This window comes from Amycolatopsis japonica (genome assembly GCF_000732925.1).
GTDB classification, from domain to species: Bacteria; Actinomycetota; Actinomycetes; order Mycobacteriales; family Pseudonocardiaceae; genus Amycolatopsis; species Amycolatopsis japonica.
Genome location: NZ_CP008953.1, coordinates 1,738,806 through 1,762,708, shown reverse-complemented (window position 1 = coordinate 1,762,708; position 23,903 = coordinate 1,738,806). Strand labels below are relative to the sequence as shown.

Here is a 23,903-nt window from a genome sequence, read left to right as displayed (position 1 = left end):
GGAGACCCGATCATGAAGAAGACCATCGTCGCGGCCACGGTCGCGCTGTCGGCCGCCGGCTTCCTCGGTGTGTGGCTGTACGAACCCGGCCCGCTCGGCTCTGAGACCGTGGCCGTCGCGGCGCCCGCTCCGGCACCGTCGTCGAGCGCGGACGGTGGAGCGTCCGAGGGCGCCGAACGCACCCTCGACGGCTCGGTGGAGAGCAACCGGTACGGCACCGTGCAGGTGCGGCTGGTGCTCTCGGCCGAGGACAAGATCTCCGAAGTCCGTCTGCTGCAACGGCCGACGAGCGGCCGAGGGGTCGACGCGATCCCGATCCTGCAGGAGGAGACGCTGACCGCGCAGAGCGCCGACATCGACACCGTCTCCGGGGCGACGTCGACGAGCGAGTCGTACGTCAAATCGCTGCAGGCGGCGCTGGACGCCAGATGAACCGCGTCGAACAGGTGATGGGGCTGCCGGTCTCGGTCGACGTCCGCGCGGGCGGCGGGCTCGTCGACCACGCCATCGACGGCGTCTTCGGCTGGCTGCGGGAGGTCGACGCGCGGTTCAGCCCGTTCAAGGCCGACAGCGAGGTCTGCCGTTACGACCGCGGCGAGCTCTCGCCTTCGGAACTGAGCGACGACCTCCTGGAGGTGCTTTCGCTGTGCGACCACTACGAACGGCTGTCCGGCGGGGCGTTCACCGCCCGGCTCCCCGGACGGCGGCTCGATCCGAACGCGGTGGTCAAGGGCTGGGCGGTGCAGCAGGCGGCGTCGCTGTTGCTGGCCGAGGGGTTGGACGTGTTCTGCATCAACGCCGGCGGCGACGTGATCACCTCCGGCGAACCGGAACCCGGCCGCGCCTGGCGGGTCGGCATCCGGCATCCCGAACGGCCCGACGCGGTCTGCGCCGTGGTGGAATCCTCCGGCGGCGCGGTCGCGACGTCGGCCGAATACGAACGCGGCGCGCATATCCTCGACGGCCGGACCGGGCGCCCGCCCGTCGGGCTGCTGAGCGTCACGGTCGCCGCCGACGACCTCGTCACCGCGGATTCCCTCGCTACCGCCGCCTTCGCGATGGGGACGGAAGGGATCGCGTGGGTCGCGTCGCGGCCGGGCTGCCAGGTCCTGGTCATCGACGCGGAACGGCAGGTGCACCGGTCGCGGGGGCTGCGGCTGGCGTAAACCGTTGGCCGGGTTCCGCGGGCTCGGGCAGACTGCGGCGTCATGACCTCTGTCGTACAGAACTTCTTCTTCGACTGCGCCGACGCCTACGAACTGGGCCGTTTCTGGAGCGGTGTCGTCGGCAAACCGATGGCCGACGACGACGTCCCCGGCGATCCCGAGGCGATCATCGAGATGGACAACGGTGTCACGCTGTTCTTCGGGCAGGTCCCGGAGCCGAAGACGGTGAAGAACCGGATCCACCTCTGCCTCACCCCGGACATCCCGCGCGACGAGGAGGTGGAGCGCCTGCTGAAGCTCGGCGCGACCCTCCTGCACGACCGGCGCAATCCCGACGGCACCGGCTGGGCCGTCCTCGGAGACCCCGAAGGCAACGAATTCTGCGTGCTGCGCAGCGCCGCCGAAAAGGCCGCGACGGCGTGACGGATTACGTGACGGTCAACCGGGCGAACTGGGACGAACGCGCTCCCGCGCACGCCGCTTCGGCCGACTACGGCTACGAGAAGTTCGTCGCGGATCCGACGCATCTCAGCGGCGTGGTCACCTTCGACCAGCCGCTGCTCGGCGATGTCTCCGGCGCGCGCGGGGTCCACCTCCAGTGCCATATCGGCACGGACACGCTTTCCCTGTCCCGCCTCGGCGCCCGGATGACCGGTCTCGACTTTTCCGCGCCCGCGCTGGAGATCGCGCGACGGCTGGCCGCCGAGACCGGCGCGGAGATCGACTACCACGAGTCCGATGTGTACAGTGCCGCCGACGTGCTGGGCGCCGGGGAATTCGACCTCGTCTACACGGGGATCGGCGCGATCTGCTGGCTGCCGGACATCGCCCGCTGGGGACAGGTCGTCGGGAAGCTGCTGAAGCCGGGCGGACGGCTGTTCATCCGCGACATGCATCCGATGCTGGGCACTCTCGACGAGACGCAGCCGCAGATCACGCCGAAGTACCCGTATTTCGAACAGGCCGAACCGCTGGTGTTCGACGAGCCGGGGACCTATGTGGACACCGACGTTTCGTTCCAGCACAACCGGACGCACGAATGGAACCACGGGCTGGGCGAGATCGTCACCTCGCTGCTCGACGCGGGGTTGACGCTGACGCGGCTGGTGGAGCACGACAGCGTGCCGTGGAACGCGCTGCCCGGGTTCATGACCCTGAACGAGGCGACCGAGGAATGGCGGCTGACCGAGGATCCGCAGCGGCTGGCGGCGAGCTTCACCATCGAGGCCGTCAAGGCACGGTGAGCCTTGGGCTCGCAGGTCGCGGCCCCGCAGCCCCAGCAACACCACCGGTCCCGGCAGTCACAGCGGTGGCGCGTGAAGGCCCCCTTCCTCGGCTCAGCCGAGGAAACTCGCTATTGCCAAGTACGTGAAGGCCCCCTTCACCGCGTCTAGCGCAATGAAGGGGGCCTTCACGTACTTCAGAGTCGAGAAGATCAAACGTGTCTTGTCAGGCATAGCGTCCTGAAGGCCCCCTTCGGGACGCTGGATGTCTCAAAGGTGGCCTTCAGGGCATCGCTTCTGTCCGCGCCGGGGCGCCCAGCGGCCGTGTCACATTCGCCTTACCCGCCACAAAGTTTTGGGAAGATGTCCGTATGAGCGTCTCCCCTGAGAAACGGCCCCTTGTCGCCGTCGCCGCCCTGGGCGGCACCATCTCCATGGTCCCCGGTGACGGCGAAGACCACGCCGTCCCCCGGCTCACCGCCGCCGACCTGCTCGGCGACCTGGGCGAGAACCTCGAGATGGACGTCCGCGCGGAGACGCTGGCGGGGATTTCCAGCGCCTCGATGGACTTCGCGACCCTGATCAGGACGCGGGACTGGGCCGCTCGGGCCGTCGACGAAGGCGCTGAAGGCGTCGTCGTGATCCAGGGCACGGACACGCTCGAAGAGACGGCGTACTTCTTCGAGCTGACGTGGGCTTCCGAGGCGCCCATCGTGGTCACCGGCGCGATGCGCAACCCCAGCCTGCCCAGCGCCGACGGCGCGGGGAACATCCTCGCCGCGCTGACCGTCGCCGCCGATCCTCGCGGCCGGGGCCGCGGCTCGCTGGTCGCGTTCAACGACGACGTCCACGCCGGACGCTGGGTCCGGAAGACGCATTCGAGCCACGTCGAGGCGTTCTCCTCGGCCCCCGCCGGCCCGCTCGCGCTGGTCAGCGAGGGGTTGGTGCACTACTTCCACCCGGCGGCCGCCCGTCCGGCGGCGTTGCCGCTGGAGAACGCCGACTTCTCCGGGCTGGTGCCGATCGTCGAGAGCGGCGTGGAGGACACCGGCGAACTCCTGGAAACGCTGGTCAAGGCCGGGGTCAAGGGAGTGGTGCTCGCCGCCAACGGCGCCGGGCACGTTTCGGCGGGGTCCGCCGACGTGATCGAGCGGGCCCTGGCGGAGGTGCCGATCGTGGTCGCCGGCCGCACCGGTGCCGGGCCGACGTTCCGCGGCACCTACGGCTTCCGGGGTTCGGAGTCGGATCTGATCGCGATGGGCGCGACGATGGCGGGCTGGCTGGACCCGCGCAAATCCCGGCTCCTGCTGCACACCTTGCTCGCCACCGGCGCCTCCCGGGAACGCGTCGAAGCCGAATTCCGCCTGCGCGGCGACCTCGCCTGACCCCCGCGTTTAGTCCTCTGAATGCGTAAGGAACGCATTCAGAGGACTAAACGCGAGAAGGGCCGGTGACGGGGTCCAGGTGGTAAGGCCGCATGGCGCGGGGCCGGTGCCGGTAGACGTGCACGCTGACGGCGGGATCCGGGCCGTCGTTGCGCACCTCGTGGATGTAGCCGGGACCGAAGACGCGGGACTGCCCTTCCGACAGCGAGTGCAGCTCGGTCACGGCACGTCCGCCGGCCGCGCGCCGGGCGACGGTCTCGCTCAGCTTCCCGCTGACGACGGTGAACGCGCCCGCGGCGAACTCGTGGTCGTGCAGGTCGGTGTGCTGGCCGGGCAGCCAGCTCATCAACCAGATCTCCTGCAGCTCATCGGCGTCGACGAGAGCCGAGAAGCGCTCCTCGGGGTCGTAACGCAGCAGATGCCGCCAGCGGTCACGGTCCGCGGCGAACTCGAGCGCGACGCGCACCGGGTGGCGCAGGGCGGGGTTTTCGGGAATGACGAGCGTGTTGTCCGGGACGGCGAACATGGCGGTGTCCTCGCAAAAGGAAGTAGGTGTCGAGCTGGGCCGGGGCTGGGTTCACCGACAACAGCGACACGCGCACGCGACCACGCCAAGACCCGAGAGGCCCCGCGACACAGTCATCCCACGTGCGAACATGCGCCCAGCGAACCAGTGCGGAGCCCGGCGGTCAACAGATCTCATACCGTGGACCGTGAGTTCTGCACCTGACGTCCATGCTCGCAACACGGATCCGCCCCGGTCTGTCGCGATATTGCGGTCTCCCTCAGGACCACTCGTGCTTCTGCGACCGCCCGAGCAGCTCGGCCCCCGCACGCCGCGGGTCGACACCTTCGTGGCACACGCGGTGCATCGCGTCCGTGATCGGCATGTCGACACCGAGGCCCATCGCCAGTTCCCGGATCGACGTGCACGATTTGACGCCCTCGGCGACCTGGCCGCCGGTGGCCGCCAGCGCCTGCTCCAGCGTCTCGCCCCGGCCGAGCCGCTCGCCGAAGGTCCGGTTGCGCGACAACGGCGACGAGCAGGTCGCCACCAGGTCGCCGACACCGGCGAGCCCGGCGAAGGTCAGCGGGTCGGCGCCGAGTTTCGCGCCGAGCCTGGCCATTTCGGCCAGCCCGCGGGTGATCAGCGTCGCGGTGGTGTTGGTGCCCAGCCCCAGCCCCGCCGCCATCCCGCAGCTGAGCGCGATGACGTTCTTGCACGCCCCGCCCAGCTCACAGCCGACGACGTCGGTGTTGGTGTACGGCCGGAAGTACTGGTTGAAGCTCGCCTGCTGGATCGCCTTGGCGTTGTCGTGGTCGGTGCACGCCAGCACCGCCGCCGCGGGCTGCCCCAGCGCGATCTCCTTCGCCAGGTTCGGCCCGGACACGACCACGATCTGCCCGTCGTCGACCCGCGCGATCTCGGCGATGACCTCGCTCATCCGCTTGAGCGTGCCCAGCTCGACACCCTTCGCGAGGCTCACGAGGATCGCGTCGGGCGGCAGCAGACCGGACCACTCCGAGAGATTGGTCCGCAAGGTCTGGCTCGGCACCGCAAGGACCACGGCCTGCGCGCCGTCGAGGGCCTCGGCCGGATCGGCCGTCGCGGTGATCCGCTCCGGCAGTTCGATACCGGGTAAATAGGACGAATTGAGATGCCGCTCCCGGATTTCGGCCGCGACCTCGGGCCGCCGGGCCCACATGGTCACGTCGCGGCCGGCGTCGCCGAGCACCTTGGCGAACGCCGTCCCCCACGATCCGGCGCCGAGCACGGTGACCCGCTGGACCTCGGCCATCAGGCGTCGTCCTCCGGCTTCTTCGCGGGCGGTTCCTCCTGCCGGATCTCCGCGAGCAGCGCGGTGATCTCCGTCATCATCAGGTCGGTGACCTCGCGCAGCTTGGACGCGCTGCGGGTCGAACCTTCCTTGTACGCCGAAAGGTCCATCGGCTCGCCGACCAGGTGCGTGATCTTCTTGCGCGGGAACGGCGTGAACTTCTTCGTGTAGCCGTTGAAGATGTGGTTCGTGCCCCAGCGGGCGATCGGGATCACCGGCACGTCGGTCTCCAGCGCGAGCCGCGCGGCCCCGGTGAACGGCTTCTTCGGCCAGCCGTCCGGGTCCTTGGTGATCGTCCCCTCCGGATAGATCACCACGACCTTGCCGTCACGCAATGCCTGGTGGGCGGCCTTGAGACTGTCGCCGGCGGCGGCCGAACCGCGGGACACCGGGATCTGGCCGGCGCCGACGAAGATCTTGCCGAAGAGCGGCGCCCTGGTCAGGCTCTCCTTGCCGAGGAACCGCGGCACCCGCTTCTGCCGGTGCACGAACACCGCGTCCACCGCCGGGTCCATGTGGGACACGTGGTTGAGCAGGAGCAGCGCGCCGCCTTCGCGGGGGATCCGCTCGGCGTTGCGGTAGACCCGCTTGCCGATGGCCGTCGCCGGGTAGAACAGTGCGGCGGCGATGCCCACCCAGATGCCGCCCTTCTCACGCCGGGCCAATTCGTCCTCCTCGAAGTCACACGTGTCGTCCCAGACCATTGATCCTGCCGCGCGCATACGAGCGCGGTCCAGGGAGGGTCGGGTAAGAAGTGAGATGTGGACCGTGTGGGCTTTGACCTGATAGTGCCGATGAAACGCCCCGCCGAGGGCAAGTCGCGGCTTCGCGGCGCGGTGGTGCCCGAGCGGCACGCCGAACTGGTGCTGGCGCTGGCCTACGACACGTTGTCCGCGGCGACCTCGGCGGACGGGGTCCGGCGGGTGCTGGTGGTCGCCGCCGACCCGGCGTCCGTGGCGGATCTCACCGAGCTGGGCGTCGAAATCGTCACCGAACCGTCGCGCGGCGGACTGAACGCGGCCCTGCGCCACGGCGAGGAACTGCTGCGCCGGGACGGGCCGTCCGGTCTCGTCGGCGCACTGCAGGCCGATCTCCCCGCGCTGCGGACCGAAGACCTCACCGCCGCGCTGGCCGGGGCCGCCGGACGACGGGCGTTCGTCGCGGACCGGCAGGGAACGGGCACCACGCTGTTGCTCGCGGGCGCCGGGCAGGCGTTGGCACCCCGCTTCGGCACGGGTTCCGCGCGGGCGCACACCGCCTCCGGTGCGACCCCGCTCACGATCGCCGCGGAATCGCTTCGCGCCGACGTCGACACCGCGGATGATCTCGCTCACGTCCGCACCCTCGGTGTCGGAAAGCGCACTTCAACGCTGCTCGGAACACCCTGCGTGGTGATGTGACGAGAGTTCACCCTGCCGACCCGCGCGCGGCGCACATAATCGCCCCGAGTGGTGAACAATGAAGCCCGTGAGCACAAATGACGGCGGCACCCCGAACTCGGCAAGGAAGCGGAAGACCTCCGCCGCGAAACCGGAACCGGACAACGGCACGGCGAAACCCGTCCGTGCGCGGAAGACGAACAGTTCGACCCCGCGCACGGCCGTCCGCGCGACGCGTGGTGGCTCGGCGAGCCGCCCCGCCCAGGAGTTCCGCGCGCTGCCCGCCGCGCCGCCCGCGGTGACGTCGGCGCCCACGGCCGTCGAGAGCCTTCCCGACGACCGGTACTTCAACCGTGAGCTGTCGTGGCAGGACTTCAACGCGCGCGTGCTCGCGCTGGCCGAGGACGAGTCGCAGCCGCTGCTCGAACGCGCCAAGTTCCTGGCGATCTTCGCGTCCAATTTGGACGAGTTCTACATGGTGCGGGTCGCCGGGCTGAAACGCCGCGACGAGACCGGCCTCCCGGTCCGCAGCGCGGACGGGCTCACCCCGCGCGAACAGCTGGCGTACATCGCCAAACGCAACCAGGACCTGGTCGAGCGGCACACGAACGCCTTCGAGCTGCACCTGCGGCCGCAGCTGGCCGACGAGGACATCCACATCGTCGGCTGGAACGACCTGACCGGCGCCGACCAGCTCCGGCTGTCCAACTACTTCAGCGAGCAGATCTTCCCGGTGCTCACACCGCTGGCCGTCGATCCCGCGCACCCGTTCCCCTACATCTCCGGCCTTTCGCTCAACCTCGCGATCACCGTCCGGGACCCGGAAGCGGGCACCGAGCGGTTCGCGCGCGTCAAGGTGCCGAGCAACGTGCCGCGCCTGATGCGCATCGAGCAGCAGCCGCGTGAGGTCCGCACCGCGACGTTCCTGCCGCTGGAGGAACTGATCGCCGCGCATCTCGGCGAGCTGTTCACCGGGATGGAGGTCACCGAGCACCACGCGTTCCGGGTGACCCGCAACGCGGACTTCGAGGTCGAGGAAGACCGGGACGAGGATCTTCTCCAGGCGCTGGAACGCGAACTGGCGCAGCGGCGGTTCGGCCCGCCGGTGCGGCTCGAAGTGGCGCAGGACATGAGCGAGCACATGCTCGAACTGCTGCTGCGCGAACTGGAGGTCGACCCGCGCGACGTCGTCGAGGTCCCGGGTCTGCTGGATCTGACCTGCCTGCACCAGTTGTCCGGCGTCGACCGGAAGGAACTCAAGGACCGCCCTTTCGTTCCCGCCACGCATCCGGCGTTCGGTGAGCGCGAGACGCCGAAGTCGGTGTTCGCGACGCTGCGCGAGGGCGACGTCCTCGTGCACCACCCGTACGACTCGTTCTCCACCAGCGTCCAGCGGTTCATCGAACAGGCCGCCGCGGACTCGAAGGTGCTGGCGATCAAGCAAACGCTGTACCGCACCTCCGGCGACTCCCCGATCGTCGACGCGCTGATCGACGCGGCCGAGGCGGGCAAGCAGGTCGTCGCGCTGGTCGAGATCAAGGCGCGGTTCGACGAACAGGCCAACATCACCTGGGCCCGTACGCTGGAACGCGCGGGCGTGCACGTGGTCTACGGGCTCGTCGGGCTGAAGACGCATTGCAAGGTGTCGATGGTGGTGCGCCAGGAGGGTTCGACCATCCGCCGCTACTGCCATATCGGCACCGGCAACTACAACCCGAAGACGGCGCGGCTGTACGAGGATCTCGGCATCCTGACCGCCGACCCGACGATCGGCGCGGACCTGACGGATCTGTTCAACGTGCTGACCGGGTACTCCCGCCAGGACACCTACCGCAACATCCTCACGTCGCCGCACGGGATCCGGCGCGGCATCGTGCGCGCGATCGGCGAGGAGATCGAGCTCGCCAGGGCGGGCCAGACCGCCGGGATCCGGATCAAATGCAACTCGCTCGTCGACGAGCAGGTGATCGACGCGCTGTACCACGCCTCACAGGCCGGGGTGCCGGTCGACATCGTGGTGCGCGGGATCTGCGCGCTGAAGCCGGGTGTGGAGGGACTGAGCGAGAACATCCACGTGCGCTCCATCCTCGGCCGGTTCCTGGAGCACTCGCGGATCTTCACCTTCCTCGCCGGCGGCACGCGCTGGATCGGCAGCGCGGACATGATGCACCGCAACCTCGACCGCCGGATCGAAGCGCTGGTGCGGGTCAAGGATCCGAAACTCACGGCGCAGCTGGACTACATCTTCGAATCCGCGCTGCATCCCTCGACCCGGTGCTGGGTGCTGGGTTCCACCGGCGAGTGGACACCGTTCCCCGCGTCCGGGGACGACGTCCGCGACCACCAGGTCGAACTGGCGAAGCGGCACGGGGCGGCGGGATGAGCGGGACCGTGCGGGCGGCGGGAGCCGTTCTCTGGCGTCGTCAGGGCGACCGGATCGAGGTCGCGCTGGTCCACCGGCCTCGCTATGACGATTGGTCGCTGCCGAAGGGAAAGCTGGATCCCGGCGAGACCATCGCGGGTGCGGCGGTCCGGGAGATCGCCGAGGAGACCGGATTCGAAGCGGTGCTCGGCCGGTATCTGGTGCGGACCGAATACACCGTGGCGGGAGCGCCGAAGACCGTCGACTACTTCTCCGCGCACGCGGCTTCCGGCGCGTTCGCGCCGAACGAGGAGGTCGACGAGCTGCGCTGGCTCGACACGGAGTCGGCGGAGAAACTGTTGACGCGGCCGGGCGACGTCCGGGTGCTGCGCGAGTTCTCCGCGCTGCCGCCCGAACTCACCACGGTGATCCTGGTGCGGCACGCCAAAGCGGGTAAACGCGACGAGTGGAACGGCGACGACGATCTGCGGCCGCTGTCGGACGCGGGCCAGCGTCAGGCCGAGGCTTTGCGTTCGCTGCTGCGGTACTACGCGCCCGGCAGGGTGCTTTCGGCGCCGCGGCTTCGGTGCGTCCAGACGGTGAACGGGCTCGCCGAGGATCTCGGGGTCGAGATCCGGCACGAGCCGCTGCTGTCGGAAGAGGGCTACTGGCCGGACCCGGTGCTCGGTGTCGCCCGGCTGCTGGCCATCGCCGGAGACGGTGGGACGCCGGTGATCTCCAGCCAGGGCGGGGTGATCCCGGACGTCGTCAGCGCGCTGGCCGACCGCGACGGCGTCGACCTGACCGCCGCGCGCGGCGGTGTGGTGCCGTCGAAGAAGGGCTCGTTCTGGGTGCTGTCGTTCCGGGCCCCGACCGAAGAGGACGGGCCGGTACTGGTGGCCGCGGACTATTTCGCGTCGCCTTTGCCCACGCCCGCACCCGCCCATCCCTGAGGCTTCATCGCGCGTGAAGGCCTCCTTCCCTCGGCTGAGCCGAGGCAAGGAGGCCTTCACTCGCTGCAGGGCTATTCAAGGTCTGGCTGGGCGTATCCGCGTGCCGCGAGGATGTCGCGAAAGCCACTTTCGGGACGTCTGATGTCGCGAAAGTGGCTTTCGCGACATGCGACGGGGAGCGCCTCACGACGACCGCGCCCGCCGCGCCTCCTCGTTGCGAAAGTGGCTTTCGCAACGTTGAAGGTTGCGAAAGTGGCTTTCGCAACCCCCTCGCGTCAGGCTTGCCCCTCAAGGAAACCCGACGGCGCCGCTCCCCCACGTGGGTGACGTGCCTACTCCGGCGGTGTCGAGGCGAACCGGCGCACGTCGCTCCACTGTGGAGCCAGTGAGCGGGACCATGCGTCCATCGGAGTGACGATCGAAGCGGATTCTTTTCCGCGACTTCGCCTGAGGGCGCGAGAATCGCATCACATTCGCCCGCAGGGCCGCCGCGGATCCGTGGCGGGACAAGATCCCCGGAGACCGCGCGCGAGTGCGTCAGCGTCGATCACGGCCCTGGAAATGCGGCAAGGCCCCGCGCGGTGCGCGGGGCCTTGCCGTTGGCTCACTCGTGGAGAGGGAGCTTACTTCTTCTTCGCGGCAGCCGAAGTCCGCTTGGCCGGAGCCTTCTTCGCGGGAGCCTTGGCAGCGGTCGCCTTGGCGGCCGGCTTCGCGGCGGCCTTGGTGGCGGTCGCCTTCTTGGCCGTGGTGGCGCGAGTCGTGGCCTTGGCGGCGGTCTTCGGCGCGGCCTTGGTCGCGGTCGTCTTGGCCGCGGCCTTGGTCGCGGTCGCCTTGGCGGCCGGCTTCGCGGCGGCGCGCGTCGTCGTCGCGGCGGCGCGGGTCCGCGTGGTCGTGGAACGCGTCGCGGCCGGGCGGCTGGCGGCCGTCCGGGTCGTCGTCGCGCGGGTGGCGGTGGCGCGAGTCGCGGTGCCGGCGGTCGCGCGCTTCACAGCGGTGGCCTTCGGCAGCTTCTTCGAACCACTGATGACGTCCTTGAAGGTCGTGCCGGCGCGGAACGCGGGCACGTTGGTCTTCTTGACGCGAACGGTCTCACCGGTGCGCGGGTTCCGCGCGGTGCGGGCGGCGCGGGCGCGCTTCTCGAACACACCGAAGCCGGTGATGTTCACCTTCTCGCCCTTGTTGACCGTCCGGATGATGATGTCGACAAGGCCATCGACGGCCTCCGACGCGACCTTCTTGTCGCCCAGGCGCTCCGACAGCGCCTCGATCAGCTGGGCCTTGTTGGCCATTCCAGTCCTCCAAGAAGAACTACTTGTACACGGCCCCGTCGGCCGACTTAGCGCACACGGTATTACCAATGCAGCACAAATTCCAAACGACGCGCGGAAATTTCCCTTGTCTCGGGGGCTGTTCCGCCTCCCGAGGGACCCCTTGAGGGCCTCCGGAGGTGCCGTTCGGTGTGGTTTCGGGGCTGTGCCGAGGACTCCCGGCCGGGGTGCGGATTCCCTGCTCAGCAAGGGAATCCGCCCCCTTTGACCTGCCCTAGGAGGAGGCCGCCGGGAGGGTCACCGGCTTCCAGGTGGGGCGCCCGGTCTCGAAAGTGTCGATCTCATCCGCGTGGCGGAGTGTCAGGGCGATGTCGTCGAGCCCTTCGAGGAGCCGCCAGCGGGTGTAGTCGTCGATCTGGAAGGGCGCGGTGAAGTCCTTGGCCCGTACCGTCTTCGACTCGAGGTCCACCGTGACCTCCGTGCCGGGCTCGTTTTCGAGCAGCTTCCACAGCAGTTCGACGTCCGCCTGCTCGACCTGAGCGGCGACAAGGCCCTGCTTGCCCGAGTTGCCGCGGAAGATGTCCGCGAACCGGGAGGAGATCACGACCCGGAAGCCGTAGTCCATCAAGGCCCACACCGCGTGCTCACGGGAAGAACCGGTGCCGAAGTCCGGGCCCGCGACCAGGACCGACCCGCTCTTGAAGGGCTCTTGGTTGAGGATGAACGACTCGTCGGACCGCCAGGCGGCGAAGAGCCCGTCCTCGAAGCCGGTGCGGCTCACGCGCTTGAGGTAGACCGCCGGGATGATCTGGTCAGTGTCCACGTTGGACCTGCGCAGCGGGACCCCGACGCCGGTGTGGTGGGTGAACGCGTCCATGTTGGGAACTCCTTCGCGGATGTCAGCGATGTCAGCGAGCGGCGGCGGGCTGGAGGTCTTCGGGGCTGGACAGCGTTCCCCGCACGGCCGTGGCGGCCGCCACGAGCGGCGACACCAGATGCGTCCGGCCGCCCTTGCCCTGCCTGCCTTCGAAGTTGCGGTTCGAGGTCGACGCGCTGCGCTCGCCCGGCTTGAGCTGGTCCGGGTTCATGCCGAGGCACATCGAGCAGCCCGCCTGACGCCATTCCGCGCCCGCTTCGGTGAAGACCCGGTCCAGCCCTTCGGCTTCCGCCGCCTGGCGGACCCGCATCGAGCCGGGGACCACGAGCATCCGCACCGAATCGGCGACCTTGTGCCCGCGCAGGACGTCCGCGGCGGCCCGCAGATCCTCGATCCGGCCGTTCGTGCACGAGCCGAGGAAGACGGTGTCCACCGCGATCTCGCGCAGCGGCGTGCCCGGCTTCAGGTCCATATAGGACAGGGCCTTTTCAGCGGCGATGCGCTCGTTCTCGTCGCCGATGCGCTCCGGGTCGGGCACCTCGGCGCCCAGCGGGAGCCCCTGGCCCGGGTTCGTGCCCCAGGTCACGAAAGGCGTGAGCTCGTCGGCGTTCAGGCGCACCTCGGCGTCGAAGACGGCGTCGTCGTCCGTGCGGAGTTCGCGCCAGTTCTCGACGGCGGCGTCCCAATCGGCGCCCTGTGGCGCGTGCGGACGGCCCTTCAGATACGCGAACGTCGTCTCGTCCGGCGCGATGAGCCCGGCACGCGCGCCGGCTTCGATGGACATGTTGCACACCGTCATCCGGGCTTCCATCGACAGCTTTTCGATGGCCTCGCCGCGGTACTCGAGGACGTAGCCCTGCCCGCCGCCGGTGCCGATCTTCGCGATCACCGCGAGGATGATGTCCTTCGCCGTGACGCCGGGCCGCAGTTGCCCGTCGACCGTGATCGCCATCGTCTTGAATGGACGGAGCGGCAGGGTCTGCGTGGCCATCACGTGTTCGACCTCGGAGGTACCGATGCCGAACGCCATGGCGCCGAAGGCACCGTGCGTCGAAGTGTGACTGTCACCGCACACCACGGTCATCCCGGGCTGGGTCAGGCCCAGCTGCGGGCCGATGACGTGCACGATGCCCTGCTCGGCGTCGCCCATCGGGTGCAGCCGGACGCCGAACTCCTTGCAGTTGGCGCGAAGGGTGTCGACCTGGGTGCGGGAAACGGGATCCGCGATCGGCAGCTCGATGTCGATCGTCGGGACGTTGTGGTCCTCGGTGGCGATGGTGAGGTCGGGGCGGCGCAGTTTCCGTCCGGCCAGGCGGAGTCCGTCGAACGCCTGGGGGCTGGTGACCTCGTGCAGCAGGTGGAGATCGATGTAGAGCAGGTCGGGCTCGGCCCCCTCGCCGCGCCGCACCAGGTGCGACTCCCACACTTTCTCGGCCAGTGTCCGGGGCATTTCCGGCTCCTCACATGCGATGGAATAGGTGCTTCCCACCATCTGGACATCTCAAACTTCGGGAAGATAGTATCGGCTTGTGGGACAGCATAGCGGTATCGGAGTACTCGACAAGGCCGTGGCCGTGCTTCAGGCCGTGGCCGAAGATCCTTGTGGCCTGGCGGAACTGTGCACGCGGACCGGTTTGCCGCGCGCGACGGCGCATCGGCTCGCGGTCGGCCTCGAAGTGCATCGCCTGTTGCGGCGCGGCCCCGACGGCCGCTGGCGCCCGGGTACCGCACTCGCGGAACTGGCGGGCGGTTCGACCGACCCGCTGCTCGACGCGGCGAGTTCGGTGCTGCCGAAACTGCGCGACATCACCGGCGAAAGCGTTCAGCTGTACCGCCGCGACGGCGTCCAGCGGGTCTGCGTTTCGACGGCGGAACCGCCGAGCGGGCTGCGTGACACGGTGCCGATCGGTTCACGGCTGCCGATGACCGCGGGCTCCGGCGCGAAGGTGCTCGCCGCGTGGTCGGATCCGCACACACAGCGCACGATCCTCACCGAGGCGGTGTACGGGGAGCGCACTCTGCTCGAAGTCCGCCGTCGCGGCTGGGCCCAGAGCGTGGCCGAACGGGAACCGGGTGTGGCGAGTGTCTCGGCGCCGGTACGGGATTCGACGGGCACCGTCGTCGCCGCGGTGTCGGTTTCCGGGCCCATCGAACGTATAGGGCGTAAGCCGGGGGCGCGCTGGGCCGCGGACCTCCTCGCCGCCGCGGACGCGCTGCAGGAGCGCCTCTGACCCTCGAAACGAGTGAAGGCCCCCTGCGGTGCAGGGGGCCTTCACGTACTTCCGAAGGGTCCTATCAGAACTCGTCGGCCTTGGTCAGCTCGTGTTCGAGGGTGTCGGCACGCGTGACGAGGGACTTCAGCGGATGTTCGAATTCGTTGACCAGATTCAGGTCGACCAGCGGAATCGTGTGCTTGAGCAGCGCGACACCGTCGACCACCGCCGCGCCGCCGACCGAATCACCGCCGGCCAGTTCGAGCAGGCGCCGCAGATCGATCTTGTCGGCCCAGCCGACCGGAGACGAGATCTCCACCCACTCCGCGCCGTCGTGGTCGGGCAAGTGGTGCAAGGACACCTGCTGGCCGCGGCCGTCGCCGGTGTCGACGCGGAACCGGAGCCAGCCGTCCCGCTCTTCGAGCACCTCGTACCGCGCCCGGACGAAATTGATCACGCCTGCCCAGATGGACACCCTCGTCACCTCTCGGTTTCGCCGCCTCGTGCGCTGTCGAGCATGGCACATCCGGGACGCGCGGGGTGTCGACGGTCTCATTCGGGCGGGGTGGGAGCGGCCCGTGGCCTACTGAAGCGGCGCCATGCGGTAACCCGACCCTCGCACGGTGTGGATGAGCGGCGGGTCCTTGAGCTTCCGCCGCAGCCGCGCGATCACGACGTCCAGCACGTTGGACGCCGGATCGGCCATCTCGTCCCAGGCGTACCGGATCAGTTCCCGCCGCGAGACCGGCCGCCCGGTCGCGGCCATCAGCCGCTCCATGACGAGATACTCCTTGCGGGTCACGGTGAGCAGCACGCCCGCCCGCGAGATCTGGTGCCTGCCGGTGTCGAGTTCGACATCGGCGCAGCGCAGGATCACCGCCTGTCCGGCCATGTCCCGGCGGCACAGGCTGCGCACCCGCGCGATCAGTTCCGGCATCGCGAACGGCTTGACCAGGTAATCGCCGCCACCGACGCGTAAACCGTCGATCCGGTCGGCGACACTGTCGCGCGCGGTCAGGAACAGCACCGGCATCGGCCATCCGGCGCTGCGCCGGTTGCGGACGTAGGCCAGCGCGTCACCCGAAGGCAGCATCCGGTCGAACACCGCGCAGTCGTAGGCGTTCACCGTCAACGCCTCGTCCGCGCCCGGCAGATCGGCGGCGGTGTCCACCGCGAAGCCGTCGCCGCGCAGCGCGAATTCCAGCGCCACCCGCAAGTTCTCGTCGTCCTCGGTCACCAGCACCCGCACACCCGAACGTTATCGCGTGATCGCCGCCTCCACGTCGGCCACGTGCAACCCGCGCAGTTCTTCGATCGCGGGCATCCGGCCCAGCAGCCGCAAACGTTGCGACTGAGCCGTGCGCGCCTTCTCGAACAGCAGGCGCGCGTCCCGCGCGTTGCCGAAGTTGACGTCGCCGGAAACGCGCCGGAAATGGCCGGTCAGCACCGGGCCCGCGGCGGGATCGAGTTCGTAGTCCCCGGCGGACGCCATCCGCCCGAAGATGGCGAGCAGTTCGTCGGGGCTGTAGTTCTCGAACTCGATCGTCTTGCCGAAGCGCGACGCGAGACCGGGGTTGGCGGCGAGGAAATCGACCATCTCGCCGGTGTACCCGGCCACGATCACCGCCACCTCGTCGCGATGTTCCTCCATCAACGGCACCAAGGTGTCGATCGCCTCCTGGCCGAAATCGCCGCCGGAACCGGCGAGCCGGGTGAGCGTGTACGCCTCGTCGATGAACAGGACCCCACCCTTGGCCTCCTCGAAGACCGTCGCGGTCTTTTCGGCGGTGTGCCCGATGTACTGCCCGACGAGATCCCGGCGGGACACCTCGCGGAACTGGCCGACCGGCAGGACTCCCAACGCCTTCAGCAGTTTGCCGTAGATCCGCGCGACCGTCGTCTTCCCCGTGCCGGGCGCGCCCGCGAAGATCAGATGGTGCCCCGCCGCCCCGACCGGCAGTCCGGCCCGGCGGCGCCATTCGTTGACCTGCAACTCGTCGACCAGCGAACGGACTTCTTCCTTGACCCCGGGAAGGCCGATCATCGAGTCGAGTTCGGCGAGCATCTCCTCCAGGGCGTCGTCCTCCACCGCGCCGGGCTCGGCGGTCTCCCCGACCGTCGGCGTCGCCCCTTCGGCGATGGCGATCCCCGGTTCCGCCGTGTTCGAGACCCGGCAAGCGGAGATCTCGCCACCGCAACCGGACGCGAACGAGATCCCCGGGCCCCGGGTGTCGGTGACCGTGCACCGTTTGATCACCGGCACCCCGTGGTGCGCCACGGCGATGCCTTCGTGACCGGTGTGCGAGACGGTGCAGCCTTCGACGACCGGCCGGGCGTATTGGTAGACGTAGACGCCCCTCAGCCCGCAGCCGGTCACCGTGCATCCGGTGACGACCGGATCCGCGCCCTGCCCGACCGTGATCCCGTCGCCCAGCACGTCTTCGACGGTGGTGTCCTCGATCCTCCCCGGCGAACCGTCGACGAGGATCCCCTGCTCCGCCGCCGAAATCACGCAACCGCTCACGGCGAACGCCGTCGTGCCGCGGATCGCGATCGCCGGCCCGCGGCCGCCGGAGACGGTGCAGTTCCGGACGGCCAGTTCCGTGTCGTCGGCCTGGATCGCGGACGCGCCGCCCGCCAGGACTTCGATCCCGTCGAGCGCGAGAGCTCCTCCTGTGGTGCGGAAAACCGGCCGGTCGGCCCCCCGGCCGTCGACGACGACGGTGGCGCCGTCCGCCGCGGCCAACGTCACCCGGAGACCCGCGAGCTCGACGGTCTCGGCGTATTCGCCGCCAGCGATGGTGATGACGGCGCCGTCGGACGCGTCCACCAAGGCGTCGCCGATGGTCGGGTACGCGCCTGGCCGCTGGGACACCAGCAGGACGCGGCCGGAGGTCGAGGTGGTCATCAGCCCGCCTTCGCCATCAGCCAGCCGCGGTCGACGGCCTTGGCGCCTGCCTGGAACCGGCTGCGGGCACCGAGCCGGTTCATGATGTCGGCGACCATCCGGCGCACCGTCCGCACCGAGACGCCGAGCCGCGCGGCGGCGGATTCGTCGGTCGTGCCGGAGAAGAGCAGCGTCAGCAGTTCCTGTTCGCGGCAGGTCAGGATCGAAGCGTTCTCGGGTTCCGGGAGGTCCAGCGGGACGAGCGGGGCGGCGGCCTGCCAGATCCGCTCGAACAGCCCGACCGTCGCGGTGACCACGCCGGGCAGGCGGAACACCGCGGAACCGGCCTGCCTGCCTTCCGCCGGAAGGACGACCGAGGTCCGGTCGATCACCAGCGCGTCCATCGGGACCTCGGCGTCGGTCCGCACCTCGGCGCCCGCCCGCGACATCCGGTTCAGCGCGCCGGACATCCGTGCGGAGTCGGGGAAGAGCACCTTGTGCCGGACGCCGGGGCGCACGCCTCCGAGCGCGATCCGCTGGAACGCGGTGTCCGTTCCCGTGCTCATGACGAGCACCTCGCCGGTCGCTTCCGCGAGCAGCTCGCCGAGCCCCGCCCGGTCGCCGCCCGGGCCCGCTCCCGTGACCAGACTGAGCTGGCCGGCCTGCACGGTCATCGCAGGTACCTCCCTCTTCCCCCGGCGCGGTGCCGCCGACGACGTCCTGTTCATGCCAGTTCCCCGCCACCGGGGCGGTCACGGGCACCCGACGCGTTAGCGTTCAGGGGCACCGGGAACTGCACGCGTCTACTTTCGCTGTCCGAACATGAGGTTTTGATGACACGGGTGATGGTCGTCGAAGACGACGGGAATCTGCGGCTCGCACTGGTCACGCAGCTGCGCGCGGCCGGCTTCGTCGTCGACGAGGCGGGCGACATCGCGACCGCGGACCGGCTGCTGCGCGGAACGCACCACGACTGCGTGGTGCTGGACCGGATGCTGCCGGACGGCGACGCCATCGAATACGTGCACATGCGTCGGCAATTGGGCTGGCGGGCGCCGGTGCTGTTCCTCACCGCGCGCGACGCGCTCGCCGACCGGGTGGCGGGTTTCGAGCACGGCGGCGACGACTACCTCGTGAAGCCGTTCGTGATGGCCGAGCTGACCGAGCGGGTGGCGAACCTGTGCCACCGGTCGGCGTTCGACCGGCCCTCGGTGCTGCAGCACGAAGATCTGGTGATGGACTGCGCGCGGCGTGAGGTGCGGCGCGCGGGCGTGCTGCTCACCTTGACCAACAAGGAGTACGCGGTGCTCGAATACCTGCTGACCAGGGCCGGCCTGCCCGTGCAGCGGGCCGATCTGATCGAGCACTGCTGGGACGCGCAGGCCGATCCGATGTCCAATGTGGTCGATGTGGTGGTGAAGCGGTTGCGCCGCAAGTTGAAGGAACCCGAGCTGATCCACGCCGTCCGCGGCCTCGGCTACCGGCTGGGCGCCCGGTGAACACCCACTCCTCGGCCGACCGGCTGCGCAGGCTGCGCTGGACGCTGACCGCGTTGTTCACCGTGATGAACACGCTCGGGCTGGTCGTCTTCGCGTGGCTGCTCATCAACGAGGACGGCGACCAGGGTGACGAACGGATCGACGCGGCGCTGACCCAGGTCACGTCTTCGGTCAGCAGACTGGTCGAATTCGACGGCACCGTCGGCTTCGGTCTGGTCAACACCGACGTGCTGAACGACCGCTGCCCCCAGTTCGCGATCCTGTCCGGCGGGGCGCCCGCGTTCCAGCCGCATTTCTCCCGGGCGAACTGCGTCCCGATGAGCACGCAACTGCTGAACGGCCTGGCGACCGAGGCGGTGAAGACCGGCAAGCTGGTGCAGGGCCACCAAAAGGCGTCCGACGGCGCCATGGTCAAGGTCCGCGCCGAACCGCTGCGCGACGGCGACGGCAAGACGTTCGCGGCCGTCGTCGCGGTGCAGTCCACCGAGGCCGAGGACTCCGCGCACACCCGGTTCACATTGCTGGTGATCGGCGGCACCGTGCTGCTGATCGCGATCCTCGGCTTCGCGGGCCACCTGCTGTCCGGCCGCTCGATCCGCCCCGCGGCCGCGGCCTTGCAGCAGCAGGAGGTCCTGCTCGCCGAAACCGCGCACGACCTCCGCACCCCGGTCGCCGCCCTGCGCGCGCTCGCCGAAACCGCGATGGCCAACCCCGCGCAGTCCGCGGAACTCCTGCCGCGCACCGTCCGGCTCGCCGCGAGAATGGGCGGGATCATCGACGACCTGCTCGTCCGCGCCCGGCTCGCCGCGGGCGTGGAACAGCTGAGCATCCAGCCGATCTGGCTCGATCAGCTGGTGGTGGGCATCGTCGAGGACACCGCGACCGAAGGCGCCGAAGTCACCGTCACCGCCGCGCCCACGAAGGTCAACGCCGATCCCGCGCTGCTGCAACGAGCGATCGGCAACCTTCTCGACAACGCCATGCGCTACGGCCGCCACCCGGGCGCGAAGGCGTTCGTGCACCTGACCGTCGCCGGCGGCACCGTGACCGTCGCCGACCACGGCCCGGGGATCGACACGACGATGGCCGGCGACGCCTTCGACCGGTTCGCCAGCACCGGCGGCTCTTCCGGGCTCGGGCTGTCGATCGTGCGGTGGGTCGCGCAGGCGCACGGCGGCACGCTCGCGGTTTACAACGCCGACGAGGGCGGCGCGATCTTCGAACTGCGGTTCCCGGTCAGCCCGAACTGAGGAGTGGCATGACCTTCGACATCATCGGCTTGTGCCGCGACGAACCCGGCGCGGAGGAGACCATCGAGGCGCTGCTGGTGGCGGGCCCGGAACTGCTGGTCGCGGAGCAGGCGGAAGACGGTGTCACGCAACTGCATCATCCCGATGGGCGGCCGCTGGTGGTCATCGAGGACATCCGGCTCGTCCGGGTCGCCGGTGAAGCACAACGCCTGCTCGGCCTCGACGCCGAAGTGGAGGTCCCGCATCCGGTGTGGTGGGTGGAATGCCGCACGCGTGATGACGATGCGGAAGCGGAAACGGTCGCCAGGGCCTTCATCGGGGCTCTTGTCGAAAGAACAGGAGGACTGTCGTGGTCGAACCGCTGACCGGCACCCCCGCCGCCGACATCGAGACTGCGGAGGCCATCGTCGTCGAACAGTTCCGAGCCGTCGTCTCGGCTTCTCCCCGGCTCGTCGCCGCCGCGGGGGAAGCGGCTGCGAGCCGTCGGCTGCTCCAAGTGGTCACCGCCGAGCACAGCGGTCTCACGTATCCACTCGAACTGCTTCTCGGCGAAGGACGGTGCGAATGGGTGGTCCGGGACTCCCGTGGTGGTCATCGCGACGGGACGCGCGGATTCCCCTTGCACTGGACCGGAACCCGGTTCGCCCCCGAACCGGATGCCACGGCGGCGGAGCCGGCGGAACCGATACCCGGCTCGGGCTCGCTGGAGGTGCGGATCACCACGCTGCACGACGGCGGCGCGACATTCCGGCTCGGCAGGGCGGTCGAAATCTTGACGTCGGCGCTCGGCGACGGCGAACCAGCGGGATGGGGCGCCGCCGAACCGGTCACCGAGCCGTGGTCTGCCGCGACGCTCACGAACCTCTGCCGTGACCGGCTGCCCGCCCCCACGGAAGTGATCGTGACCGGCCCCGGAGTGGTGGGACGATTGCGCACGCGGAAGGTGGAGGCCGGTGTGCAGGAGGAGGTCGAGCTCAGCGGTCCTCCCGCGGGAACGGTTCCGCGGGCCGCCGTCGAGACGCTGGCCGCCGAAGCCGCGGGTTTCGCCCGGATGATGGTGGTCGCCGCTCACCCCGGCAGGCCGGACGGCTTGCGGGTCAGCGGCCCGACCCCGCCCGCCCTGCCCTACGGTGTCCTCATCGGACACGAACTGGTCGCCAGGAACGGTGTCGCACACGCCGAACGGACACCGGTCGCGAAGGTGGCGATCCTCGGCGGCGTCGGCCATGAGGCCGCGTGGTGCAGGCTGGACGGCGGACAGCGCCCTCCGTACGAGCAAATGGCCGCCATCCTGCACCACTACGGTATGCCGGATCAGGGCTGAGGTCGGCGTTCAGAGGCCCCGCTGCCGATCATCGAAGGCGCCGTCGTCAGGTTCCAGGCCGGCCACCGGCGAGGCCCGCGCCCATTCCGCCCGCGTCCGACGGCGGCCAGATCCGCGGATACCGCCTCGCCCACTCGTCGGCGAAACGCTCGTCTTCAGCCGGAGAGCGAGCCGAGAAGTGCCAGAACGCGTCGCCGGCGACGGTTTCCACCAAGCCGGGTCTTCCCAGCCCGCCGAGCCACTCCTGTGGCAGCCCGGGAACCCCGGCCCGTGCCCCCACCACCGCGCCGGCGATCGCCCCGGTGATCGCGCTGCGCCCGGAGTGATTGACGGCGGCCCGCATCGCCCAGCGTGGATCGAAGAACCGCCGCGACACCGCGATCATGGCACGGCCCAGCGCGTCGACGGCGGTGTCGCCGGTTCCGAAACCGTCCAGTTCCTCGGTATCGGGACGGATCTGCTCTACCTGAGCGCGCACCGCGGCGGCGAGTGCGGCCACCGCCGGGCCACGCGCGCCTTCACGCTCGGCCACCCGCCGGCAGACGACCTGCGGCGGCGGCGCGTCGGTGTGGAACAGCCCGGTGAACAGCTCGGCCGTCACACCGGCCGCCTCGGCGGTGGGTCCGTCGGCACCGGCACCGGTCGCGAGCAGCCTGCCGACCTGCGCGGCGGTCGCGGCATCGGAGTCGGGCCCGCCGCCACAGAGCGCCGCCACCATTCCCAGCACCAGAAAGGTGACGTCGTTCGCGACCGGGGGCGGTTCCGACCGGCCGTCCTGGATTTCCGGGACGCGGGAGAGCCAGCCTTCGAGGAGGTCCGGGCTCGGCCGCGAAAGCAGCGCGCCGAGCGCCATCAACCTGCCTGAGGCGGCGCCACCGAACCGCGGCGGTAAAGCGCGCAGCAGCCCTTCGGTGTGGAAGAGCAGTCGCCGGGTCAACGGGCCGAGCCGTCCGTCGGAGATCGGTTCGACGACCCCTTCCTCGCCGAACTTCGTCTTGATTTCGGGCCAGGTCACCGTGTCCACGGCCGAACCCAACGCCTCCCCCGCGGCGAACCCGGCGAACGCGCCCGCGATACGACGCCAGGCGAACCGGACTCCGTCGGCGTCCTGGCGAAAGAACTTCCCCGATGCCGACGCGTGTGGCCGGACCCGGCCCGCGGCGTCGTATCCGGCGACGAGACCGTTCGCGCCGAGGTCCTCGGGCCAGGACTGTCCCTCGATGTCGTCGTCAGGGGAGGCGATCCCGCCGGTTTCCACCCCGTTGCGCTGTTCCCACGCCCGGCCGAGCACGAACCGCTGACAGTCCTCGACGGACAGTTCGAATCCGGCCGTTCTGGCCTTTCCCGCCGCGTCACGGAGCCCGGCTGCGGGGTCGATCCCCTCCGTTGCCGCACGGATCTGTTCGATCACGGCCACGACCGGCGCCGAGTACTCGGCGGGGACCTCCACGACCCGCGTGATCGCGCGGAGGACCGGCCACCGCGCTCGCGCCCAAGTGAGCTCCTCGACGGTGACAGAGTCCGAAGGAACCGAACCGGGGTTGACGACCAGGCCGGTCCCGGGGAACTCGGCGGCGAACGACAGCACGTCCATCCGCACCCATTTCACCGTCCCCGCCGGAACCCGTCTGCTGGAACTGAACACCGCCAAGGCTCGCGGATTCTCCCGCCACAAAGAGGAAAGCGGTCGTTCCGTCCGCGGGTCGACCGGGATGTGGACCGTCGCGGTGAGCAGCCCGGCGAGGTAGCGCTCACGACTGAAGCGACGGGCCTCAAGGCAACCGAGGAGTTGTTCGAGCCGGGTCTCCATGACTGGATGTCCGAGCCGCTCGGGACCGGGCCGGTAGCCGGGATTGGCCCGGATCTCCTCTGTCGGCCCGCCCGCCTGATCGTGCTTCCGCCAGCCCAGTACTGCACTCGCCGGCACTCCGAGATAGGCCACCCCGCTGCGCGCGAACTCGGGTTCCAGGATCTCTCGCCAGTCCTCCTGTCCGGCGAAGGGGACCGGGACGCTCGGCCCGAGACCGTCCGGATCGGGATCCGGACGGCGCAGCTCCCCGTTTTCCCGCACGAGCAACATCGGTCGCGGCACGAGCGAGGCGAGCCGGTCCCCGCCGTCCAGCGCGCGAATCGTGTTGTAGGGCACCAGCCAGCCGTCCGGAACCTCGCGCACCCGATCATGCTCGATCCGGACCGCGTGCTCCCCCGTCGTCAGATCCACGGATGTGCCGAAGCGCAGCCACGCCTGTGCCTTCGCGATCGCCTCACCAGCGTGCACG

At 69.8% G+C, this 23,903-nt stretch carries 24 protein-coding genes; 13 read left to right on the top strand and 11 right to left on the bottom strand.

Translation table 11 applies throughout. From position 1 onward, the window contains the following. The first annotated feature begins 12 nt into the window (after window positions 1-12). The 5 genes from AJAP_RS08650 (at window position 13) to AJAP_RS08630 (ending at window position 3,774) form a co-directional block, all read left to right on the top strand. Window positions 13-432 (top strand): FMN-binding protein, encoded by a 420-nt coding sequence (locus AJAP_RS08650; protein WP_038509516.1) that lies wholly within the window; start codon window positions 13-15, stop codon window positions 430-432. Next, window positions 429-1,166, top strand: a complete 738-nt coding sequence (locus tag AJAP_RS08645; RefSeq protein ID WP_038509514.1) for an FAD:protein FMN transferase — start codon at window positions 429-431, stop codon at window positions 1,164-1,166. Before AJAP_RS08650 ends, AJAP_RS08645 begins: the two co-directional genes overlap by 4 nt. 42 nt (window positions 1,167-1,208) lie before the next feature. Beyond that, window positions 1,209-1,589 (top strand): VOC family protein, encoded by a 381-nt coding sequence (locus AJAP_RS08640; RefSeq protein ID WP_038509512.1) that lies wholly within the window; start codon window positions 1,209-1,211, stop codon window positions 1,587-1,589. Further along, window positions 1,586-2,410 carry a class I SAM-dependent methyltransferase gene (locus AJAP_RS08635; protein WP_038509509.1) on the top strand — a complete coding sequence of 275 codons (825 nt, stop codon included), beginning with the start codon at window positions 1,586-1,588 and terminating at the stop codon, window positions 2,408-2,410. The genes AJAP_RS08640 and AJAP_RS08635 overlap by 4 nt, the downstream gene beginning before the upstream one ends. Window positions 2,411-2,760: 350 nt before the next feature. Then, a complete protein-coding gene (locus AJAP_RS08630) occupies window positions 2,761-3,774 on the top strand; it encodes an asparaginase (protein ID WP_038509508.1) in 1,014 nt (337 codons plus the stop codon). Window positions 3,775-3,820: 46 nt separating this feature from the next. Here AJAP_RS08630 and AJAP_RS08625 read toward each other — a convergent pair whose 3' ends face one another. From AJAP_RS08625 to AJAP_RS08615, 3 genes are all read right to left on the bottom strand, one after another. After that, a complete protein-coding gene (locus AJAP_RS08625) occupies window positions 3,821-4,300 on the bottom strand; it encodes a cysteine dioxygenase (protein WP_038509505.1) in 480 nt (159 codons plus the stop codon). Window positions 4,301-4,559: 259 nt separating this feature from the next. Next, window positions 4,560-5,573, bottom strand: a complete 1,014-nt coding sequence (locus tag AJAP_RS08620) for an NAD(P)H-dependent glycerol-3-phosphate dehydrogenase (RefSeq protein WP_174492009.1) — start codon at window positions 5,571-5,573, stop codon at window positions 4,560-4,562. After that, a complete protein-coding gene (locus tag AJAP_RS08615; RefSeq protein WP_038509502.1) occupies window positions 5,573-6,316 on the bottom strand; it encodes a lysophospholipid acyltransferase family protein in 744 nt (247 codons plus the stop codon). Before AJAP_RS08615 ends, AJAP_RS08620 begins: the two co-directional genes overlap by 1 nt. Window positions 6,317-6,406: 90 nt before the next feature. Between AJAP_RS08615 and cofC the strand changes: the two genes are divergently transcribed. From cofC to AJAP_RS08600, 3 genes are read left to right on the top strand one after another with little or no spacing between them, the layout of a single operon-like run. Then, entirely contained in the window at window positions 6,407-7,012 is a 606-nt protein-coding gene (cofC, locus tag AJAP_RS08610) for a 2-phospho-L-lactate guanylyltransferase (RefSeq protein WP_038509500.1), read from the top strand. A 58-nt stretch (window positions 7,013-7,070) separates the two neighbouring features. Next, window positions 7,071-9,374, top strand: coding sequence for an RNA degradosome polyphosphate kinase (locus tag AJAP_RS08605; protein WP_174492008.1), 2,304 nt, complete (start codon window positions 7,071-7,073; stop codon window positions 9,372-9,374). Further along, window positions 9,371-10,306 carry an NUDIX hydrolase gene (locus tag AJAP_RS08600; RefSeq protein WP_038509497.1) on the top strand — a complete coding sequence of 312 codons (936 nt, stop codon included), beginning with the start codon at window positions 9,371-9,373 and terminating at the stop codon, window positions 10,304-10,306. Before AJAP_RS08605 ends, AJAP_RS08600 begins: the two co-directional genes overlap by 4 nt. A gap of 623 nt (window positions 10,307-10,929) precedes the next feature. Here AJAP_RS08600 and AJAP_RS08595 read toward each other — a convergent pair. The 3 genes from AJAP_RS08595 to leuC all read right to left on the bottom strand — a co-directional run bounded on the left by AJAP_RS08595 (window position 10,930) and on the right by leuC (window position 13,901). Then, entirely contained in the window at window positions 10,930-11,595 is a 666-nt protein-coding gene (locus AJAP_RS08595; RefSeq protein ID WP_038509495.1) for an HU family DNA-binding protein, read from the bottom strand. A 253-nt stretch (window positions 11,596-11,848) separates the two neighbouring features. Further along, window positions 11,849-12,451 carry a 3-isopropylmalate dehydratase small subunit gene (leuD, locus tag AJAP_RS08590; RefSeq protein WP_038509493.1) on the bottom strand — a complete coding sequence of 201 codons (603 nt, stop codon included), beginning with the start codon at window positions 12,449-12,451 and terminating at the stop codon, window positions 11,849-11,851. Window positions 12,452-12,482: 31 nt separating this feature from the next. Then, window positions 12,483-13,901 carry a 3-isopropylmalate dehydratase large subunit gene (gene leuC / locus AJAP_RS08585; protein WP_037342059.1) on the bottom strand — a complete coding sequence of 473 codons (1,419 nt, stop codon included), beginning with the start codon at window positions 13,899-13,901 and terminating at the stop codon, window positions 12,483-12,485. 79 nt (window positions 13,902-13,980) lie between these two features. On the opposite strand from leuC, the gene AJAP_RS08580 reads away from it, so the two are divergent. Further along, a complete protein-coding gene (locus AJAP_RS08580; protein WP_007031477.1) occupies window positions 13,981-14,682 on the top strand; it encodes an IclR family transcriptional regulator in 702 nt (233 codons plus the stop codon). 64 nt (window positions 14,683-14,746) lie between these two features. Here the strand turns inward: AJAP_RS08580 and AJAP_RS08575 are convergent, their stop codons facing one another. The 4 genes from AJAP_RS08575 to AJAP_RS08560 form a co-directional block, all read right to left on the bottom strand. After that, window positions 14,747-15,139, bottom strand: a complete 393-nt coding sequence (locus tag AJAP_RS08575; protein ID WP_038509490.1) for a hypothetical protein — start codon at window positions 15,137-15,139, stop codon at window positions 14,747-14,749. A gap of 108 nt (window positions 15,140-15,247) precedes the next feature. Beyond that, on the bottom strand, window positions 15,248-15,913 hold the full coding sequence (locus AJAP_RS08570) for a winged helix-turn-helix domain-containing protein (protein WP_037342057.1): 666 nt from the start codon (window positions 15,911-15,913) through the stop codon (window positions 15,248-15,250). Window positions 15,914-15,922: 9 nt separating this feature from the next. Further along, on the bottom strand, window positions 15,923-17,572 hold the full coding sequence (locus AJAP_RS08565; RefSeq protein WP_038509488.1) for a right-handed parallel beta-helix repeat-containing protein: 1,650 nt from the start codon (window positions 17,570-17,572) through the stop codon (window positions 15,923-15,925). Further along, window positions 17,572-18,225 (bottom strand): helix-turn-helix transcriptional regulator, encoded by a 654-nt coding sequence (locus AJAP_RS08560; protein ID WP_038509487.1) that lies wholly within the window; start codon window positions 18,223-18,225, stop codon window positions 17,572-17,574. The genes AJAP_RS08565 and AJAP_RS08560 overlap by 1 nt, the downstream gene beginning before the upstream one ends. Before the next feature lie 159 nt (window positions 18,226-18,384). Between AJAP_RS08560 and AJAP_RS08555 the strand changes: the two genes are divergently transcribed. From AJAP_RS08555 to AJAP_RS08540, 4 genes are read left to right on the top strand one after another with little or no spacing between them, the layout of a single operon-like run. Next, window positions 18,385-19,050: a response regulator transcription factor gene (locus AJAP_RS08555; protein ID WP_174492007.1), complete on the top strand. Its 666-nt coding sequence runs from the start codon at window positions 18,385-18,387 to the stop codon at window positions 19,048-19,050. After that, the gene (locus tag AJAP_RS08550; protein WP_038509486.1) at window positions 19,047-20,300 is read left to right on the top strand and encodes a sensor histidine kinase; all 1,254 of its coding nucleotides are present in this window, start codon (window positions 19,047-19,049) and stop codon (window positions 20,298-20,300) included. Before AJAP_RS08555 ends, AJAP_RS08550 begins: the two co-directional genes overlap by 4 nt. 8 nt (window positions 20,301-20,308) lie before the next feature. Next, window positions 20,309-20,665: a hypothetical protein gene (locus tag AJAP_RS08545; protein ID WP_038509484.1), complete on the top strand. Its 357-nt coding sequence runs from the start codon at window positions 20,309-20,311 to the stop codon at window positions 20,663-20,665. Continuing rightward, on the top strand, window positions 20,650-21,624 hold the full coding sequence (locus AJAP_RS08540) for a DUF6177 family protein (RefSeq protein ID WP_038509482.1): 975 nt from the start codon (window positions 20,650-20,652) through the stop codon (window positions 21,622-21,624). Before AJAP_RS08545 ends, AJAP_RS08540 begins: the two co-directional genes overlap by 16 nt. Window positions 21,625-21,670: 46 nt before the next feature. Here the strand turns inward: AJAP_RS08540 and AJAP_RS08535 are convergent, their stop codons facing one another. After that, window positions 21,671-23,902 (bottom strand): YrhB domain-containing protein, encoded by a 2,232-nt coding sequence (locus AJAP_RS08535; protein WP_228694898.1) that lies wholly within the window; start codon window positions 23,900-23,902, stop codon window positions 21,671-21,673. Between the last annotated feature and the right edge of the window lies 1 nt (window position 23,903).

Coding starts and splice junctions, on each gene's coding strand:
- AJAP_RS08650 (WP_038509516.1), top strand. CDS start 13: ATGAAGAAGACCATCGTCGCGGCCACGGTCGCGCTGTCGGCCGCCGGC.
- AJAP_RS08645 (WP_038509514.1), top strand. CDS start 429: ATGAACCGCGTCGAACAGGTGATGGGGCTGCCGGTCTCGGTCGACGTC.
- AJAP_RS08640 (WP_038509512.1), top strand. CDS start 1,209: ATGACCTCTGTCGTACAGAACTTCTTCTTCGACTGCGCCGACGCCTAC.
- AJAP_RS08630 (WP_038509508.1), top strand. CDS start 2,761: ATGAGCGTCTCCCCTGAGAAACGGCCCCTTGTCGCCGTCGCCGCCCTG.
- AJAP_RS08625 (WP_038509505.1), bottom strand. CDS start 4,300: ATGTTCGCCGTCCCGGACAACACGCTCGTCATTCCCGAAAACCCCGCC.
- AJAP_RS08620 (WP_174492009.1), bottom strand. CDS start 5,573: ATGGCCGAGGTCCAGCGGGTCACCGTGCTCGGCGCCGGATCGTGGGGG.
- AJAP_RS08615 (WP_038509502.1), bottom strand. CDS start 6,316: ATGGTCTGGGACGACACGTGTGACTTCGAGGAGGACGAATTGGCCCGG.
- cofC (WP_038509500.1), top strand. CDS start 6,407: ATGAAACGCCCCGCCGAGGGCAAGTCGCGGCTTCGCGGCGCGGTGGTG.
- AJAP_RS08605 (WP_174492008.1), top strand. CDS start 7,071: ATGAAGCCCGTGAGCACAAATGACGGCGGCACCCCGAACTCGGCAAGG.
- AJAP_RS08600 (WP_038509497.1), top strand. CDS start 9,371: ATGAGCGGGACCGTGCGGGCGGCGGGAGCCGTTCTCTGGCGTCGTCAG.
- AJAP_RS08595 (WP_038509495.1), bottom strand. CDS start 11,595: ATGGCCAACAAGGCCCAGCTGATCGAGGCGCTGTCGGAGCGCCTGGGC.
- leuD (WP_038509493.1), bottom strand. CDS start 12,451: ATGGACGCGTTCACCCACCACACCGGCGTCGGGGTCCCGCTGCGCAGG.
- leuC (WP_037342059.1), bottom strand. CDS start 13,901: ATGCCCCGGACACTGGCCGAGAAAGTGTGGGAGTCGCACCTGGTGCGG.
- AJAP_RS08565 (WP_038509488.1), bottom strand. CDS start 17,572: ATGACCACCTCGACCTCCGGCCGCGTCCTGCTGGTGTCCCAGCGGCCA.
- AJAP_RS08560 (WP_038509487.1), bottom strand. CDS start 18,225: ATGACCGTGCAGGCCGGCCAGCTCAGTCTGGTCACGGGAGCGGGCCCG.
- AJAP_RS08555 (WP_174492007.1), top strand. CDS start 18,385: ATGACACGGGTGATGGTCGTCGAAGACGACGGGAATCTGCGGCTCGCA.
- AJAP_RS08545 (WP_038509484.1), top strand. CDS start 20,309: ATGACCTTCGACATCATCGGCTTGTGCCGCGACGAACCCGGCGCGGAG.